Annotated in this window: 13 protein-coding genes and 1 pseudogene; 11 read left to right on the forward strand and 3 right to left on the reverse strand. The window is 53.2% G+C overall.

Annotated features, from left to right (window positions below):
* The 4 genes from dnaA (at position 1) to gyrB (ending at position 6,170) form a co-directional block, all read left to right on the forward strand.
* Positions 1 to 1,401 carry a chromosomal replication initiator protein DnaA gene (gene dnaA, locus ACFK9X_RS00005; protein ID WP_000059093.1) on the forward strand — a complete coding sequence of 467 codons (1,401 nt, stop codon included), beginning with the start codon at positions 1 to 3 and terminating at the stop codon, positions 1,399 to 1,401.
* Positions 1,402 to 1,405: 4 nt separating this feature from the next.
* The gene (dnaN, locus tag ACFK9X_RS00010) at positions 1,406 to 2,506 is read left to right on the forward strand and encodes a DNA polymerase III subunit beta (RefSeq protein WP_000673474.1); all 1,101 of its coding nucleotides are present in this window, start codon (positions 1,406 to 1,408) and stop codon (positions 2,504 to 2,506) included.
* Between the two features lie 147 nt (positions 2,507 to 2,653).
* Positions 2,654 to 3,727, forward strand: coding sequence for a DNA replication/repair protein RecF (gene recF, locus ACFK9X_RS00015; RefSeq protein WP_000060081.1), 1,074 nt, complete (start codon positions 2,654 to 2,656; stop codon positions 3,725 to 3,727).
* A gap of 28 nt (positions 3,728 to 3,755) precedes the next feature.
* Positions 3,756 to 6,170 carry a DNA topoisomerase (ATP-hydrolyzing) subunit B gene (gene gyrB / locus ACFK9X_RS00020; RefSeq protein WP_000072047.1) on the forward strand — a complete coding sequence of 805 codons (2,415 nt, stop codon included), beginning with the start codon at positions 3,756 to 3,758 and terminating at the stop codon, positions 6,168 to 6,170.
* A 350-nt stretch (positions 6,171 to 6,520) separates the two neighbouring features.
* Here gyrB and ACFK9X_RS00025 read toward each other — a convergent pair whose 3' ends face one another.
* Positions 6,521 to 7,213 (reverse strand): hypothetical protein, encoded by a 693-nt coding sequence (locus ACFK9X_RS00025; protein ID WP_080194663.1) that lies wholly within the window; start codon positions 7,211 to 7,213, stop codon positions 6,521 to 6,523.
* Between the two features lie 439 nt (positions 7,214 to 7,652).
* Here ACFK9X_RS00025 and yidA point away from each other — a divergent pair, with 439 nt between their 5' ends.
* The 6 genes and pseudogenes from yidA to ACFK9X_RS00055 all read left to right on the forward strand — a co-directional run bounded on the left by yidA (position 7,653) and on the right by ACFK9X_RS00055 (position 13,490).
* The gene (yidA, locus tag ACFK9X_RS00030) at positions 7,653 to 8,498 is read left to right on the forward strand and encodes a sugar-phosphatase (RefSeq protein ID WP_000985570.1); all 846 of its coding nucleotides are present in this window, start codon (positions 7,653 to 7,655) and stop codon (positions 8,496 to 8,498) included.
* A gap of 259 nt (positions 8,499 to 8,757) precedes the next feature.
* A complete protein-coding gene (gene dgoR / locus ACFK9X_RS00035) occupies positions 8,758 to 9,447 on the forward strand; it encodes a D-galactonate utilization transcriptional regulator DgoR (RefSeq protein ID WP_000174317.1) in 690 nt (229 codons plus the stop codon).
* A pseudogene (locus ACFK9X_RS00040) lies at positions 9,444 to 10,322 on the forward strand (2-dehydro-3-deoxygalactonokinase). Before dgoR ends, ACFK9X_RS00040 begins: the two are co-directional and overlap by 4 nt.
* Positions 10,306 to 10,923: a 2-dehydro-3-deoxy-6-phosphogalactonate aldolase gene (locus ACFK9X_RS00045; RefSeq protein ID WP_001198742.1), complete on the forward strand. Its 618-nt coding sequence runs from the start codon at positions 10,306 to 10,308 to the stop codon at positions 10,921 to 10,923. Before ACFK9X_RS00040 ends, ACFK9X_RS00045 begins: the two are co-directional and overlap by 17 nt.
* Positions 10,920 to 12,068 carry a galactonate dehydratase gene (gene dgoD / locus ACFK9X_RS00050; protein WP_000704735.1) on the forward strand — a complete coding sequence of 383 codons (1,149 nt, stop codon included), beginning with the start codon at positions 10,920 to 10,922 and terminating at the stop codon, positions 12,066 to 12,068. Before ACFK9X_RS00045 ends, dgoD begins: the two co-directional genes overlap by 4 nt.
* An 84-nt stretch (positions 12,069 to 12,152) precedes the next feature.
* Positions 12,153 to 13,490, forward strand: coding sequence for an MFS transporter (locus ACFK9X_RS00055; RefSeq protein WP_000253524.1), 1,338 nt, complete (start codon positions 12,153 to 12,155; stop codon positions 13,488 to 13,490).
* Positions 13,491 to 13,515: 25 nt separating this feature from the next.
* Here ACFK9X_RS00055 and torS read toward each other — a convergent pair whose 3' ends face one another.
* Entirely contained in the window at positions 13,516 to 16,251 is a 2,736-nt protein-coding gene (gene torS, locus ACFK9X_RS00060) for a TMAO reductase system sensor histidine kinase/response regulator TorS (RefSeq protein WP_151115164.1), read from the reverse strand.
* A 79-nt stretch (positions 16,252 to 16,330) separates the two neighbouring features.
* Here torS and torT point away from each other — a divergent pair, with 79 nt between their 5' ends.
* On the forward strand, positions 16,331 to 17,371 hold the full coding sequence (gene torT / locus ACFK9X_RS00065; protein WP_001202049.1) for a TMAO reductase system periplasmic protein TorT: 1,041 nt from the start codon (positions 16,331 to 16,333) through the stop codon (positions 17,369 to 17,371).
* Here torT and torR read toward each other — a convergent pair.
* Complete coding sequence (gene torR / locus ACFK9X_RS00070) at positions 17,344 to 18,036, reverse strand: two-component system response regulator TorR (RefSeq protein WP_001562512.1); 693 nt, start codon at positions 18,034 to 18,036, stop codon at positions 17,344 to 17,346. The genes torT and torR overlap by 28 nt on opposite strands.
* Between the last annotated feature and the right edge of the window lie 107 nt (positions 18,037 to 18,143).

An 18,143-nucleotide genomic window follows, 5' to 3' on the forward strand; every position in this document is an offset into this window, starting at 1 on the left:
GTGTCACTTTCGCTTTGGCAGCAGTGTCTTGCCCGATTGCAGGATGAGTTACCAGCCACAGAATTCAGTATGTGGATACGCCCGTTGCAGGCGGAACTGAGCGATAACACGCTGGCTTTGTATGCGCCAAACCGTTTTGTGCTCGATTGGGTAAGAGATAAGTACCTCAACAATATCAATGGATTACTCAACACATTCTGCGGCGCGGATGCCCCACAACTGCGTTTTGAAGTGGGAACAAAGCCCGTTACGCAAACGCTAAAAACGCCTGTGCATAACGTTGTCGCGCCTGCGCAGACAACGACGGCGCAGCCGCAGCGCGTAGCGCCTGCGGCCCGTTCGGGCTGGGATAACGTACCAGCGCCGGCGGAGCCGACCTACCGCTCCAACGTCAATGTTAAACATACATTTGATAACTTCGTCGAAGGTAAATCCAACCAACTGGCGCGCGCGGCGGCACGTCAGGTGGCGGATAATCCTGGCGGCGCTTATAACCCGTTATTCCTCTATGGCGGCACCGGTCTGGGTAAAACTCACCTGCTGCACGCGGTGGGTAACGGCATTATGGCGCGCAAACCCAACGCGAAAGTCGTGTATATGCACTCCGAGCGCTTTGTGCAGGACATGGTAAAAGCCCTGCAAAATAACGCCATCGAAGAGTTTAAACGCTACTACCGCTCCGTTGACGCATTGCTGATCGACGATATTCAATTCTTCGCCAATAAAGAACGATCCCAGGAAGAGTTTTTCCATACCTTTAACGCTCTGCTGGAAGGCAATCAGCAGATCATTTTGACGTCGGATCGCTATCCGAAAGAGATCAACGGCGTTGAGGATCGTCTCAAGTCCCGCTTTGGTTGGGGGCTGACAGTGGCGATCGAACCGCCAGAGCTGGAAACCCGCGTGGCGATCCTGATGAAAAAAGCGGACGAAAATGATATTCGTCTGCCAGGCGAAGTAGCGTTCTTTATCGCCAAGCGTCTACGCTCTAACGTACGTGAACTGGAAGGCGCGCTGAACCGGGTGATCGCCAATGCCAACTTTACCGGCCGGGCGATTACTATCGACTTTGTGCGCGAAGCGCTGCGCGATTTACTGGCGTTGCAGGAAAAACTGGTCACCATCGACAATATTCAGAAGACGGTGGCCGAGTATTACAAAATCAAAATTGCGGATCTGCTTTCTAAGCGTCGATCTCGCTCGGTAGCACGTCCGCGCCAGATGGCTATGGCGCTGGCAAAAGAGCTCACCAACCACAGTCTGCCGGAAATCGGCGATGCGTTTGGCGGGCGCGACCACACTACCGTACTTCATGCCTGTCGTAAAATTGAGCAACTGCGTGAAGAAAGCCACGATATCAAAGAAGATTTTTCGAATTTAATCAGAACATTGTCGTCGTGATCCTATGAAATTTACCGTTGAACGTGAACATTTATTAAAACCGCTTCAGCAGGTCAGCGGCCCGCTGGGCGGTCGTCCTACGCTGCCGATTCTCGGTAACCTGCTCCTCCAGGTAGCGGACGGTACGCTTTCTCTGACCGGCACCGATCTTGAAATGGAGATGGTCGCGCGCGTTACGCTTTCTCAGCCGCATGAGCCGGGCGCCACTACCGTGCCGGCGCGGAAATTCTTTGATATCTGCCGCGGCCTGCCGGAGGGCGCGGAGATTGCCGTTCAGTTGGAAGGCGATCGGATGCTGGTGCGTTCTGGCCGTAGCCGCTTCTCGCTGTCTACGCTGCCTGCCGCCGATTTCCCGAATCTTGACGACTGGCAAAGCGAAGTTGAATTTACGCTGCCGCAGGCCACGATGAAGCGCCTGATTGAAGCGACCCAGTTTTCGATGGCTCATCAGGATGTGCGCTACTACTTAAACGGTATGCTGTTTGAAACGGAAGGTAGCGAACTGCGCACTGTCGCGACCGACGGCCACCGCCTGGCGGTGTGCTCAATGCCGCTGGAAGCGTCTTTACCCAGCCACTCGGTGATTGTGCCGCGTAAAGGCGTGATTGAACTGATGCGTATGCTCGACGGCGGCGAAAACCCGCTGCGCGTGCAGATCGGCAGTAATAATATCCGCGCGCACGTCGGCGACTTTATCTTTACCTCGAAGCTGGTGGATGGTCGCTTCCCGGATTACCGTCGCGTTCTGCCGAAGAATCCGGATAAACATCTGGAAGCGGGCTGCGATATCCTCAAGCAGGCGTTTGCCCGCGCGGCAATCCTCTCGAATGAGAAATTCCGCGGCGTGCGTCTGTACGTCAGTGAGAATCAGCTCAAAATCACCGCCAATAACCCGGAGCAGGAAGAAGCGGAAGAGATTCTGGACGTGAGCTACGGCGGGACGGAGATGGAAATCGGCTTTAACGTCAGTTACGTGCTGGACGTGCTCAATGCGCTGAAGTGCGAAACCGTGCGCATTATGCTGACGGATTCCGTATCCAGCGTACAGATTGAGGATGCGGCGTCACAGAGTGCTGCCTACGTTGTTATGCCAATGAGGCTGTAGAATCTGAAAAGGGGCTGGTTTACTTGCCATTTCGCCTCCCGGCAGTGCTCGAAATGCTCACGTACTTCGTGTACGCTCCGCTTTCTGCGCGCTGGCGGTAGACGAACTGGCTGCGACACACACGCCCCTGGACGAATGTACTAATATATGTCACTGACGCGCCTTTTAATCAAAGACTTCCGCAACATAGAAAATGCGGATCTCGCTTTATCCCCCGGCTTTAATTTCCTGGTTGGCGCCAACGGTAGCGGCAAAACCAGCGTGCTGGAAGCTATTTATACGCTTGGCCACGGTCGGGCGTTTCGCAGTTTGCAGCCTGGCCGCGTGATTCGTCATGAGCAGGAAGCGTTTGTTCTTCACGGGCGCCTGCAGGGCGAAGAGCGTGAGACGTCGATTGGCTTAACCAAAGATAAGCAGGGCGACAGCAAAGTCCGTATCGACGGTACCGACGGTCACAAGATCGCGGAGCTGGCGCATTTAATGCCGATGCAGTTGATTACGCCGGAGGGGTTTACTTTACTCAACGGCGGCCCCAAATACAGAAGAGCGTTCCTTGACTGGGGATGCTTTCACAACGAAGCCGGATTCTTCACCGCCTGGAGCAACCTGAAACGATTGCTGAAACAGCGTAATGCCGCGCTGCGCCAGGTGAGTCGTTATGAGCAATTGCGCCCGTGGGATAAAGAGCTGATTCCGCTGGCGGAACAAATTAGTACCTGGCGGGCGGAGTACAGTAGCGCTATCGCACAGGACATGGCGGATACCTGTCAGCAGTTTTTACCTGAATTTTCCCTGACGTTCTCTTTCCAGCGCGGCTGGGAGAAAGAGACAGACTATGCGGACGTGCTGGAGCGAAGCTTTGAGCGTGACCGTATGTTGACCTACACCGCGCACGGGCCGCATAAAGCGGACTTTCGCATTCGCGCCGACGGCGCGCCGGTGGAAGATACCCTGTCGCGCGGGCAGCTAAAGTTATTGATGTGCGCCTTACGTCTGGCGCAGGGCGAGTTCCTCACCCGCGAAAGCGGGCGGCGCTGCCTGTACCTGATAGATGATTTTGCCTCTGAACTTGACGATGCGCGTCGCGGACTGCTGGCCAGCCGCTTAAAAGCCACGCAATCGCAGGTCTTTGTCAGCGCAATTAGCGCTGAACACGTTATAGACATGTCGGATGAAAATTCGAAGATGTTTACCGTGGAAAAGGGTAAAATAACGGATTAACCCAAGATTAAATGAGCGAGAAACGTTGATGTCGAATTCTTATGACTCCTCCAGTATCAAAGTCCTGAAAGGGCTGGATGCGGTGCGTAAGCGCCCGGGTATGTATATCGGCGACACGGATGACGGCACCGGTCTGCACCACATGGTATTCGAGGTGGTAGATAACGCTATCGACGAAGCGCTCGCAGGTCACTGTAAAGATATCGTCGTGACTATTCACGCCGATAACTCCGTGTCCGTAACGGATGATGGCCGTGGCATTCCTACCGGGATTCACCCGGAAGAAGGCGTCTCGGCGGCGGAAGTGATCATGACCGTTCTGCACGCGGGCGGTAAATTTGACGATAACTCCTATAAAGTCTCCGGCGGTCTGCACGGCGTGGGCGTCTCGGTAGTCAACGCTCTGTCGCAAAAACTGGAACTGGTTATCCAGCGAGATGGCAAAATTCACCGTCAGATCTACGAGCACGGCGTGCCGCAGGCACCCCTGGCCGTCACTGGCGATACCGATAAAACCGGCACGATGGTACGTTTCTGGCCGAGCCACGAAACCTTCACCAACGTCACTGAATTTGAATATGAGATCCTGGCGAAACGCCTGCGTGAACTGTCATTCCTGAACTCAGGCGTCTCCATCCGCCTGCGCGACAAGCGCGATGGCAAAGAAGATCATTTCCACTACGAAGGCGGCATCAAGGCGTTTGTTGAATATCTGAACAAGAATAAAACGCCGATCCACCCGAATATCTTCTACTTCTCCACCGAAAAAGACGGTATCGGCGTGGAAGTAGCGCTGCAGTGGAACGACGGTTTCCAGGAAAACATCTACTGCTTTACCAACAACATTCCGCAGCGCGACGGCGGTACCCACCTGGCAGGCTTCCGTGCGGCGATGACCCGTACGCTGAACGCCTATATGGACAAAGAAGGTTACAGCAAAAAAGCTAAAGTCAGCGCTACCGGCGATGATGCCCGTGAAGGTCTGATTGCGGTGGTTTCCGTAAAAGTACCGGACCCGAAATTCTCCTCACAGACCAAAGATAAGCTGGTCTCTTCCGAGGTGAAATCGGCGGTAGAACAGCAGATGAACGAACTGCTGAGCGAATACCTGCTGGAAAACCCATCTGACGCGAAAATCGTCGTCGGCAAAATTATCGACGCCGCGCGTGCGCGTGAAGCGGCGCGTCGCGCCCGTGAAATGACCCGTCGTAAAGGCGCGCTCGATTTAGCCGGTCTGCCGGGCAAACTGGCGGATTGTCAGGAACGCGACCCGGCGCTGTCCGAACTGTACCTGGTGGAAGGGGACTCCGCGGGCGGCTCTGCGAAGCAGGGGCGTAACCGCAAGAACCAGGCGATTCTGCCGCTGAAGGGTAAAATCCTCAACGTCGAGAAAGCGCGCTTCGACAAGATGCTCTCCTCTCAGGAAGTGGCGACGCTGATTACCGCGCTGGGCTGCGGTATCGGTCGCGACGAGTACAACCCGGACAAGCTGCGCTATCACAGCATCATCATCATGACCGATGCGGACGTCGACGGCTCGCACATCCGTACGCTGCTGTTGACCTTCTTCTATCGTCAGATGCCGGAAATCGTTGAACGCGGCCACGTCTACATTGCCCAGCCGCCGCTGTACAAAGTCAAGAAAGGCAAGCAGGAACAGTACATTAAAGACGACGAAGCGATGGATCAGTACCAGATTTCCATCGCGCTTGATGGTGCGACTCTGCACGCGAACGCTCATGCGCCGGCGCTATCCGGCGAAGCGTTAGAAAAACTGGTCTCTGAATATAACGCCACGCAGAAAATGATTGGTCGTATGGAGCGTCGCTTCCCGAAAGCGCTGCTCAAAGAGCTGGTGTATCAGCCAACTCTGACCGAAGCCGATCTTTCTGATGAGCAGACTGTAACGCGCTGGGTGAATGCGCTGATTACCGAGCTGAACGAGAAAGAGCAGCACGGCAGTCAGTGGAAGTTCGATGTTCATACTAATACGGAACAGAATCTGTTCGAGCCGATCGTTCGCGTGCGTACGCATGGCGTGGATACCGATTATCCGTTGGATCACGAGTTTGTGACCGGCGCGGAATATCGTCGTATCTGCACGCTGGGCGAGAAGCTGCGCGGTCTGATTGAAGAGGACGCGTTTATCGAACGCGGCGAGCGTCGCCAGCCGGTAACCAGCTTCGAGCAGGCGCTGGAGTGGCTGGTGAAAGAATCACGTCGCGGTCTGGCTATCCAGCGTTATAAAGGTCTGGGTGAAATGAACCCGGATCAGCTGTGGGAAACCACCATGGACCCGGAAAGCCGCCGTATGCTGCGCGTGACCGTCAAAGATGCGATTGCTGCCGACCAGCTGTTCACTACGCTGATGGGTGATGCCGTTGAGCCGCGTCGTGCCTTTATCGAAGAGAACGCCCTGAAAGCGGCGAATATCGATATTTAATATTCCCGCGTAACCTCTCCCTTATATAAGGGGGAGGTTTAGTCTGTAGGTTAGGGGGAGCGAAACCCAACATTTAACAGCGCCTGGGAGGTTTGTCAGCAGTCTGAGGTTTAGTAACGCATCGGGGGTAGTGAGTGCAATATAATGACGTATCCAATACCAAGAATTATAGCCACTACAAGTATCGTTAAAATTAATATTTCTAATAATTTGTTCATAATATATCCTTGATGTATTTTCCATTGTTTAGCATTAAAGATACTTTGTTGGTTGGATAGAGTATTTACTCCGCCATCCGACAAGGTAAGGCTGACATAGAATGCCTGAATACATTCAGGCATTCTTTATTATTAGTAGCGCATCGCCGGTAAAGAATTCATGATAATAATATAGCCAATTGCCTGGAAGGGCGCAGTGACAACATCGCCAATAATAGAGAATGGCATTAATAAAACCTTAGCCGAGAAATGCTTCTTATCACGTGTGAAATTTATTTTATGGGAAGATTTTAGTAATATTTCATTTTCATTATCGGCATCTTTGGGTTGGATTTTTCCTGCTAACGTAAAATAAAAAGGACTGCCAGGATCGTTTTCATGTACATAAAATGCCTCTCTGACTTTTGATTTTTCTTCTTCCGTCAAAGACTTATAGCTGTAGCTGATATCTGAAGGGCGGACGCAATGAAACTCATTTTGTTTGTTCCCTTTTTTACTATCGGTAGAACAGTAAAGCTGTTTGGAAAATTCGATAATTCTTTTATCGATATGAGGATTATTCAGTAAAGTGACGAAATTTCTGGTTGTTGTGTTGATATTATCATCTTTTATATCAAGTTGATAATTATTGTCTTCACCAACAAATGTCCACGTTTCCTCTCCGTTTGTGGTCGTTGATGGTTTGATACTTTTTATTTCATCTGTTTTCCAGACTTCTGTCGTGGGTGCGCTTTCCGTTTTTATAGTATCGAGTAAAGATGACGTCATACAGCCGCTTAAAAAATAACTCATGGCAATGGCTGATATTATTTTAATTATTTTCATGAATGTATTCCTTACATGTCATATTCGTTATTATTACCACGCCGCTAATTTTATTGCTATTTTTTCTATCTGCGCTTTCTTACCGGTGTGCCGTTTAATCGAAAGCTGTGTTATTTTTATTTTTTTCAGAGAGTACTAACGGTAATTGTCATCAAATTATTCATTCCTCAAATGGTTTAACGGGACACTCAGTCTCTTTTTCTTCTATAGACGGTGAGTTTCCCAATAACCTCCTTTATTTTTCTGTATGTTATTGCCTGATAAATCGGTCAATGCACAATAGAAGCAACCATTGTAAAGACCGTTAAACTCTTCATCATGTCGGACAAAAGAGGAATCCTTTTTCCAGAGTTTATCCCCCTTTATCCCTGACTCTTTTGCTGTTTTTTGAGCGGAATCGCGTTAGCATGAGTCAGGACTCATTTAATGCGGGGATTTCATGGCTATTAAACTTATTGCTATCGACATGGATGGCACCCTTCTGCTGCCCGATCACACCATTTCTCCGGCGGTTAAAAACGCGATTGCCGCTGCGCGTGAAAAAGGGGTAAACGTGGTGCTGACCACAGGCCGTCCGTATGCGGGTGTGCACAGTTACCTGAAAGAACTTCACATGGAACAGCCCGGCGATTATTGCATCACCTATAACGGGGCGCTGGTGCAGAAAGCAGGGGACGGCAGTACGGTTGCGCAAACGGCGCTCAGCTATGATGACTACCGTTACCTGGAAAAACTGTCCCGTGAGGTGGGTTCTCACTTCCACGCATTAGACCGAAATACGCTTTATACCGCTAACCGCGATATCAGCTACTACACGGTGCATGAGTCGTATGTGGCGACCATTCCGCTGGTATTTTGTGAAGCGGAGAAGATGGACCCGAACACTCAGTTCCTGAAAGTTATGATGATCGATGAGCCTGCCGTTCTCGACCGGGCGATTGCGCGTATACCGGCAGAGGTGAAGGAAAAGTACACCGTGCTGAAAAGCGCGCCGTACTTCCTTGAAATCCTCGATAAACGGGTTAATAAAGGCACCGGCGTAAAATCACTGGCCGAGGCGCTGGGTATTAAGCCAGAGGAGGTGATGGCGATTGGCGATCAGGAAAACGACATTGCGATGATCGAATACGCCGGTATGGGCGTGGCAATGGACAACGCCATTCCGTCGGTCAAAGAGGTGGCTAACTTTGTGACTAAATCGAACCTTGAAGATGGTGTTGCCTGGGCGATTGAAAAATTTGTGCTGAACCCCGATCACTCATCCGGCCATTTCCCCGCCCGATAAGGCATAGTCGCCATCGGGCAAATACGCGCTTAACGACCCGCACTTGCTGCGGTTTTTTTATATCTTTCGTTTACGTCTTATAACGTCCCCATAACCAATTGTCGTTTTTGTGATCTAAATTGTAGTACAACATAATTGTGTTGTACTACATTGATGGCATGGTAACGACGGTTGATATCACGCTAGTACTACAAAATTGCGGCGTAATTCAGCTATCGCGGTAAAGTAAGAGAGTTCACATCGAGCACAAGGACTCTCTATGACTCTCAATAAAACCGATCGCATCGTTATCACGCTGGGCAAACAGATTGTCAGCGGTAAATACGTACCCGGTTCGGCGCTGCCAGCGGAAGCGGATCTGTGCGAGGAGTTTGAAACGTCTCGCAACATCATTCGCGAAGTGTTTCGTTCGCTTATGGCGAAGCGGCTAATTGAAATGAAGCGCTATCGCGGCGCGTTTATCGCACCGCGTAACCAGTGGAATTATCTCGATACCGACGTGCTGCAATGGGTGCTGGAAAACGACTACGACCCGAGGCTTATCAGCGCGATGAGCGAAATACGAAACCTGGTGGAGCCAGCAATAGCACGCTGGGCGGCGGAACGGGCAACATCAAGCGATCTGGCTGAAATTGAGTCGGCGCTAAACGACATGATTGCCAACAACCAGGACCGGGAAGCGTTTAACGAGGCGGATATTCGCTATCACGAAGCAGTGTTGCAGTCGGTGCATAACCCGGTACTGCAACAGTTAAATGTAGCGATCAGCTCGCTACAGCGAGCGGTATTTGAACGGACCTGGATGGGCGATGCGGCCAATATGCCGAAAACGCTCCAGGAACATAAGGCGCTATTCGATGCGATACGGCATCAGGATGGCGATGCGGCAGAGCAGGCGGCATTAACCATGATCGCCAGCTCGACACGAAGGTTAAAGGAAATCACATGACAGCTCGCTACATCGCAATTGACTGGGGATCGACCAATCTGCGCGCCTGGCTTTACCAGGGCGACAAATGCCTGGAGAGCAGGCAATCAGAAGCAGGCGTTACACGCCTGAACGGTAAATCTCCTGACGCGGTGTTAGCAGAAGTCACAACACACTGGCGCGACAGCGCCACCCCCGTGGTAATGGCGGGCATGATCGGCAGTAACGTAGGCTGGCAAAATGCGCCTTATCTGCCGGTTCCCGCCCTGTTCTCCGCTATTGGCGAACAGTTAACCGCCGTTGGCGACAACATCTGGATCATCCCCGGATTGTGTGTCTCACGCGAGGATAACCACAACGTGATGCGCGGCGAAGAGACGCAACTGCTTGGCGCCCGCGAACTTTCTCCTTCTTCTGTCTATGTCATGCCCGGCACGCATTGCAAATGGGTATAGACTGATACGCAACAAATTCATGATTTTCGTACTGTGATGACAGGCGAACTCCATCACTTGTTGCTGCGTCACTCGCTGGTCGGGGCTGGTTTGCCGGAACAGGAAGCTTCTGGCGACGCCTATGCCGCGGGGCTGGAGCGCGGTCTTAATTCTCCTGCCGTCCTGCCTTCTCTTTTTGAGGTTCGCGCCTCGCACGTGTTGGGGCATCTTGCGCGTGAGCAGGTCAGCGACTTCCTCTCCGGCCTGTTGATTGGCGCGGAAGTCGCCAGCATGAGCGAATCCTTCGCGGCGCAACAGGCTATCACTCTCGTCGCTGGACCCGCGCTGATCTCACGTTACCAACAGGCGTTTAGTGCTATTGGGCGTGATGTTTCAACCGTGGATGGCGATATGGCATTTCAGGCTGGAATAAGGAGCATCGCTCATGCAGTGGCAAACTAATCTCCCTCTCATCGCTATCTTACGCGGTATTACGCCCGATGATGCCCTGGCGCACGTTGGCGCGGTGGTGGATGCGGGATTTGACGCTATAGAAATTCCGCTTAACTCCCCACAGTGGGAAAAAAGCATTTCTTCCGTGGTGAAGGCGTATGGCGGCAGGGCGCTTATTGGCGCTGGTACCGTACTGAAACCGGAACAGGTAGACCAGCTTGCCGGGATGGGCTGCAAGCTGATCGTCACGCCGAATATCCAACCGGAGGTGATCCGCCGGGCGGTGAGCTATGGCATGACCGTGTGTCCGGGCTGCGCCACGGCAACGGAAGCCTTTTCTGCGCTGGATGCAGGCGCACAGGCGTTAAAAATTTTCCCGTCGTCGGCGTTTGGTCCGGGCTACATCAGCGCGCTGAAAGCGGTACTTCCGCCGGATGTTCCGCTATTTGCCGTCGGCGGCGTGACGCCGGAAAACCTGGCGCAATGGATTAAAGCAGGCTGTGTGGGCGCGGGACTGGGTAGCGATCTCTATCGCGCCGGGCAATCCGTTGAACGCACCGCGCAGCAGGCTGCGGCATTTGTTAATGCGTATCGAGAGGCAGTGAAATGAAAATAACTCACATCACCACGTACCGTTTACCTCCACGTTGGATGTTCCTGAAAATCGAAACGGATGAAGGCGTGGTTGGCTGGGGAGAGCCGGTCATTGAAGGTCGGGCACGTACTGTTGAGGCGGCAGTACATGAGTTTGCCGACTACCTGATAGGGAAAGATCCGGCGCGTATCAACGACCTGTGGCAGGTAATGTACCGGGCCGGTTTTTATCGCGGCGGCCCGATTATGATGAGCGCCATCGCCGGTATTGACCAGGCATTGTGGGATATCAAAGGCAAGGTGTTGAATGCGCCGGTCTGGCAGCTCATGGGCGGCCTGGTGCGCGACAAAATCAAGGCCTATAGCTGGGTGGGCGGCGATCGTCCGGCAGACGTCATTGACGGTATTGAAAAATTGCGCGGTATTGGTTTTGACACCTTCAAGCTGAACGGCTGTGAAGAGATGGGCGTGATTGATAACTCCCGTGCGGTGGATGCGGCGGTCAATACCGTGGCGCAAATCCGCGAAGCTTTCGGCAGTGAAATTGAGTTTGGGCTCGATTTCCACGGTCGCGTTAGCGCGCCGATGGCGAAGGTGCTGATTAAAGAACTGGAACCCTATCGTCCGCTGTTTATTGAAGAGCCGGTGCTGGCGGAACAGGCGGAATATTATCCGCGCCTGGCAGCGCAAACGCATATTCCGATTGCCGCAGGCGAACGTATGTTCTCGCGTTTTGAATTTAAACGCGTGCTGGACGCGGGCGGGTTGGCGATTCTACAGCCGGATTTATCCCACGCGGGCGGCATTACCGAATGCTATAAAATCGCCGGAATGGCGGAAGCATATGATGTGGCGCTGGCGCCGCATTGCCCGCTGGGTCCAATTGCCCTGGCTGCCTGCCTGCATATCGATTTTGTTTCGCGCAACGCGGTATTCCAGGAGCAGAGCATGGGCATTCACTATAACAAGGGCGCGGAGCTGCTCGACTTTGTGAAAAACAAAGAAGACTTCAGCATGGACGGCGGCTTCTTTAAACCCTTAACCAAACCGGGTCTTGGCGTAGACATTGACGAGGCCAGGGTGATTGAACTTAGCAAAAGCGCGCCGGATTGGCGTAATCCGTTGTGGCGGCACGCTGACGGATCGGTAGCCGAGTGGTGATCGCCACGCTGTAGGCTCAACAAACGTCGCCCTCCGGGCAACCCAATTTAAATATAAAAACACACCCTCTGTAATTTACAGGGCATGGTGAGCGGCCTCGCTATGCCCAGAATCTGGAGACAGATGACGATGGATATTTCAGTTACAGCAGCACAGCCGGGGCGTCGCCGCTATCTGACGCTGGTGATGATCTTTATTACCGTGGTGATTTGCTACGTCGATCGCGCCAACCTTGCCGTGGCTTCCATGCATATTCAAAAAGAATTCGGCATTACCAAAGCGGAAATGGGCTATGTCTTCTCCGCTTTTGCCTGGCTCTATACGTTATGCCAGATCCCTGGCGGCTGGTTTCTCGACCGTATTGGGTCCCGGCTGACCTATTTTATCGCTATCTTCGGCTGGTCAGTCGCGACGCTATTGCAGGGGTTTGCGACGGGACTATTGTCGCTTATCGGCCTGCGCGCTATTACCGGGATTTTCGAGGCACCAGCCTTTCCGGCAAATAACCGGATGGTCACTAGCTGGTTTCCGGAGCATGAGCGCGCATCCGCAGTCGGGTTCTACACCTCCGGACAGTTCGTCGGACTGGCATTCCTTACGCCGCTGCTGATCTGGATTCAGGAAATGCTGAGCTGGCACTGGGTCTTTATCGTCACCGGCGGTATCGGGATTATCTGGTCATTGGTCTGGTTTAAGGTTTATCAACCGCCGCGTTTGACGAAAAGCCTTAGCCAGGCGGAGCTGGAGTATATTCGCGATGGCGGCGGTCTGGTGGATGGCGATGCGCCAGCGAAAAAAGAGGCCCGCCAGCCGTTGACGAAAGCCGACTGGAAACTGGTGTTCCATCGTAAGCTGGTGGGCGTCTACCTCGGTCAGTTCGCCGTAAACTCTACGCTATGGTTCTTTCTGACCTGGTTCCCTAATTATCTGACCCAGGAAAAAGGCATTACCGCGCTAAAAGCGGGCTTTATGACGACCGTACCGTTCCTGGCTGCCTTTTTTGGCGTACTGCTCTCCGGCTGGCTGGCGGATAAACTGGTGAAAAAAGGCTTCTCGCTGGGCGTGGCGCGCAAAACGCCGATTATTTGCGGTTTGCTCATCTCCACATGCATTATGGGCGCTAACTACACTAACGATCCGTTGTGGATTATGGCATTGATGGCGATAGCTTTCTTCGGCAACGGATTTGCGTCCATTACCTGGTCGTTAATCTCTTCGCTTGCGCCGATGCGGTTGATTGGCCTTACCGGCGGTATGTTTAACTTTATCGGCGGGTTGGGCGGGATTAGCGTACCGTTAGTGATTGGTTATCTGGCGCAAAGCTACGGTTTTGCTCCGGCGCTGGTCTATATCTCCGTTGTGGCCCTGCTGGGCGCGCTGTCTTACATCCTGTTAGTGGGCGATGTGAAACGCGTCGGATAAGTTGGCCGTGGCGGGCCGGAAATCATCATGGCGAAGGATGATCGGCTATCCATGCGTCGAGCGCCGTCACTCCCTGCGTCACGATAGTTTTAATATCTATATCGCTAAGCGGTTGCAATTCCAGCTCCCGACAGGCTTCGGTTGCCTGCGTCATCCCCAGGCTGGCGCAGCCGCTTTTTAATTTATGCGCCAGCCGCTTAATGTTAACGTCGTCATTCATGGCGCGCGCCGCCTCGATCTCCTCGACTAAAGGCAGCGCGCTGTCTTTGAATAAGGCGACCCATTGCCGGAGTTTTTCCGGGCCGACAGACGCCATATCGCCGGCAAGCTGATGTTCATTCAACATCGCCCGCGCGTTGTGAGATTTGCCCTGTAAATAGTGCGCTATCATGCGGTAAAGCTCTTCGCGGGGAACGGGCTTTTGAATAATCCCGCAGAAAAGACCGGCGGTACGCTGACGAAGATTATCGTCTATCACATGTGCGCTAAAACCAATGCGTTTCATGGCGGGATACAGGCTCATCAACTGCTGCGCCAGGGTTAAGCCGTCATAATCCGGCAAATCAAAATCCACCAGCGCCACATCAAAGGACTCGCCTTCGGCTAAACAGCGTAGCGCGTCATTCGCGCTTTCAGCTACTGAGACCTTCACCCCTTTGCCCGTGAGCATTTCAGCGGTAATACGCTGCGTCAGCATATTATCTTCAATCAGCAACAGGCGTAATCCGTTAAGATTTATTGGTTTCCTGAACGCACTTTTGCTTGCGGGTTTGGGGTGGCGAACCGGCAGTTGTAAACGAAAACAACTGCCAACATGAAGCGTACTGGTGACGGTTAGCGTCCCGCCCATCGCCTCTGCCAGGCTGGCGCTGATAGCCAGCCCCAGGCCCGTCCCGCCCCGGCGTCCTGTCGCCTGCACAAACGGTTTGAAAATAGCCGTCAGCTTCGCTTCAGGGATACCGCATCCGGTATCTTCAACCTCAATAAACCAGCTCTGATCGTCGCAAAACGTGCGCAGCACTATGCTGCCGCGATCGGTAAATTTCGCCGCATTACTTAAAAGATTAATCACAATTTGACGTATCCGGCGCGGATCGCCTTGTAGCGTGGAGGGGAGTTGCTCGCTAAAGTCGGCGATGAGCGCCACCTGCACGCGGCTGTGCATTAAATGCAGCGCGCTATTCAACAATTGTCGCGGTTCAAACGGTTCCTCGCTAATGGAAACGTTGGTGCCGCCTACTTCAATCGCCGAGTAATCAAGAATATCGTTAAGAATCGCCAGTAGCGATTCGCCTGAATCATTAATGGCCTGTAAGTCGTCGCGGTAGTTTGCCATGAGCGGTTTATCGGCCAGCAATTGTACCGTACCGAGAATGCCGTAAAGCGGCGTGCGAATTTCATGGCTCATGGCGGCAAGGAACGTCGATTTCGCCTCGTTGGCCTTTTCCGCTTCGGCGCGCGCCTGCCGGTGTTCCAGCACCAGCGCATGAAGCTCCGCCGTTTGCGAACGCACCTGTTCCGCCAAATCCTCACGATGGCGGTTTAATTTGCGCACGTTGGCGCGAAACGCTTCCATCAGACGGCTGATGGTATCCAGTTCGCTGACGCCAGCCGCCTCCGGAAACGGTGAGTCAATATCGCCCTCCAGTAACCGCTGTAAGGCCTGCGTTTGTTGCGCCAGCGGGCGGGATACGGAACGGTAAACCACTCGCCAAAGAATAAAACTTAATGAGCACAGCGCCAGGATACCTAAGATCACTAACCCTATTTGCCCACGCTGACTGGCGTGTGTAAGACGCGCTAACCCAGCCTCGTTTCGTTTTTCGATGGCGTTCACCAACTGCGACACTTCCGTACTGAAGCGGGTAAACTGGAAGAGGTTATTGGCCATGAGCGTTTGAAGCTGGTCGCGGATGGCGTTTTCCTTACGAAACAGGGTAACCAGCGTGGTGTACTGGTTTATTTTCTCCAGCGCGTCGGCGATTTGGGCGCGAACGGTAGGATCTTCTATACGCTGCTGGCGGCGGGATAAAATTTTAACCAACTGATTAAGTTTTTCATCGGTTTCCTCGGCATCGCTCAGCCCTTGCGCGTCTTTTAAGGTCACAATGAGCTGCTTAAACCGTAGGGCATTGACCCGCAACTCATTCATCTGATTCACATACTCAAGGTCGATATCAATCAATCGGTCAAGCGCGCGTTCAGCCTGATCCCCTTTACCGCTTTCGATAAGATCGTAAATACCGGCCTGGGTGGCGCCCGCAGATGTCGCTGCATTATTGGCCTGACCGTGAGCCTGGGCGGCAATGCTTTCCGCCGCCTCCGCAATCTGGCGGCTTAACTGCTGTTGCTGTGCGCGCAGCGTGAGAATTTCACCGACCAGCGTTCCCTGTTGCCCAAGCGTTTGCGCAATCTCTTTTTCTTGCCGGGCGATGGCCGAGGTATTAAACCCCTGCTCGCTTAATGCCTGCAAAAGATGGTTAATTTTAAGGCTTTGCGCTTTCAGCATCTTCCCCTGCGCCAGCCAAACGCCCTCACTGTCGGCATTGGTCAGATTTTGCGCGGAGAAGAGCTCGTAAGCGCTGGCTTCGCTTAACTGCCTGGCCATATTCATCGTGGGGAGCAGCGCTTGCGTATTGGTTTGCTCCACCTGACTAATGACGCGCAGGCTTATCCAGCCGATCACGGTGCTGAGCAGGGTGAGTGCCGCCATCAGGGCGAAGGCCAGCCATAATCTGCGGGTCAGTGAAGGCGTTGACATTTATGCGCCGCGGGTGAAATGGGTTGAGTTGCCGCCGGAAAAACCATTAGGATAAAACCTTATTGCTGGTGGGGCTATCATGCGCGCGCTTATTTCGTTCTTTTTTTTGATAATCATCGTCTCGAATGTAGAAACGGCGTCAGCCGAAACCGGACTGCTACACTGGACGCGCGCCGATCGGGCGATTCCCTGGCGGCAAACGTCAGTCAATGCGAGTAAACCCTGGAAACTGTGCGCATTATACCCCAGCCTGAAAGATTCTTACTGGTTGTCCGTCAACTACGGGATGCAAAAAGCGGCCAAATTGTATGGCGTTGATTTAAAAGTGCTGGAAGCGAATGGCTATCGGCAACTGGCGACGCAACAACAGCAAATGACGCAGTGCCGGGAGTGGGGCGCCGACGCTATTCTGCTTGGCAGCAGTACCATTCGTTTCCCGGAACTGGAACGGTATGCCGGTAATGTGCCGGTTATTGAAGTGGCGAACGTGATACGCGACGCCAGCGTGGCAACTCACGTCGGTCTGCCGTGGTTTCAGATGGGTTATCTGCCGGGACGTTTCCTGGTGCAGTGGAGCAAAGGAAAAACGCTTAACGTTTTACTCTTCCCGGGGCCGGAGGAAGCTGGCGGCAGTCAGGAGATGGTGGCGGGTTTTCGTCAGGCAATTAAAGGCAGCGCCATCAACATTGTGGATATCGCCTGGGGCGATAACGACATTGAAGTGCAGCGAAACTTACTCCAGGAAATGCTGGAGCGTCATCCGGACGCCAATGTGGTCGCCGGGTCGGCGATAGCGGCGGAGGCGGCGATGGGCGAAGGGCGAAATTTGACGACTCCGCTCACGATCGTCTCATTTTATCTGACGCATCAGGTTTATCGCGGTTTAAAACGCGGCCATATCCTGATGGCGCTCAGCGATCAGATGGCCTGGCAGGGAGAATTAGCGATAACGCAGTCGATTAAGGTCTTACAGGGGCAACCGGTGCCTGAAAATATCAGCCCGCCGGTGCTTATTTTGACGCATAACAACGCCGACAGCGCGCGCGTTCGTCGTTCGCTATCGCCTCCGGGATTTCGGCCCGTCTATTTGTATCAATACACCTCCGAGGCTAAAAAGTAGCCTTCGCCATGCTGTGTGACCAGCAGCTCCGGCGTAATTTTATGGCGTAAGCGGCGAACCAGGACATCAATCGTGCGGAGATCCGGAGTCTCTACGCGGCGGGCGGAAAGCATTCGCAGCAGACGTTCGCGATGCAGCACTTTGCCTGGGTTGGTCACAAAGGCCAGCAGCAGCTCGTACTCCGCGCGCGTAAGCTTAATGGCTTCACCGTTGTGCTCCAGCGTGTGATTCATCACGTTCAGGCAGTAGCCGGAAAACATATAGCAGTTTTCACTGGCATTTTGCGGCGTGGGGCGGGCCAGATCGATACGCCACAAAAGATTTTTTACCCGCACTACCAGCTCGCGCAGTTCCAGCGGCTTGGTGACGTAGTCGTCCGCGCCCATCTCCAGCCCGACGATGCGGTCGATTTGGTCGCAACGCCCCGTCACCAGAATAATGCCCACCGTGGAACGTTCGCGTAGCGCCCTGGTCAGCATCAACCCGTTTTCATCGGGGAGGTTGATATCCAGCAGGATCAGCGAAACGTGCTCATGCTCCATGATGTCACGCAGGCCCGCGCCGCTGTCGGTCACCGAAACGCGATACCCCTCCTGCTCAAAATAGGCCTGTAATCTGGCCTGAGTAACAGGTTCATCCTCAACAATAACAATGTGATGTGACATCCTGCGCGCGGTCTCTTTCTGTTCATATCTGTTCATATATTGCCGTATCCCGTTCATCCTGACCAGTGACGCTGTTCATATTTGCGGAATAAGATCTGCGCATTAAA

The sequence above is a fragment of the Salmonella sp. WC3 genome (genome assembly GCF_042932255.1).
Classification (GTDB): domain Bacteria; phylum Pseudomonadota; class Gammaproteobacteria; order Enterobacterales; family Enterobacteriaceae; genus Salmonella; species Salmonella enterica.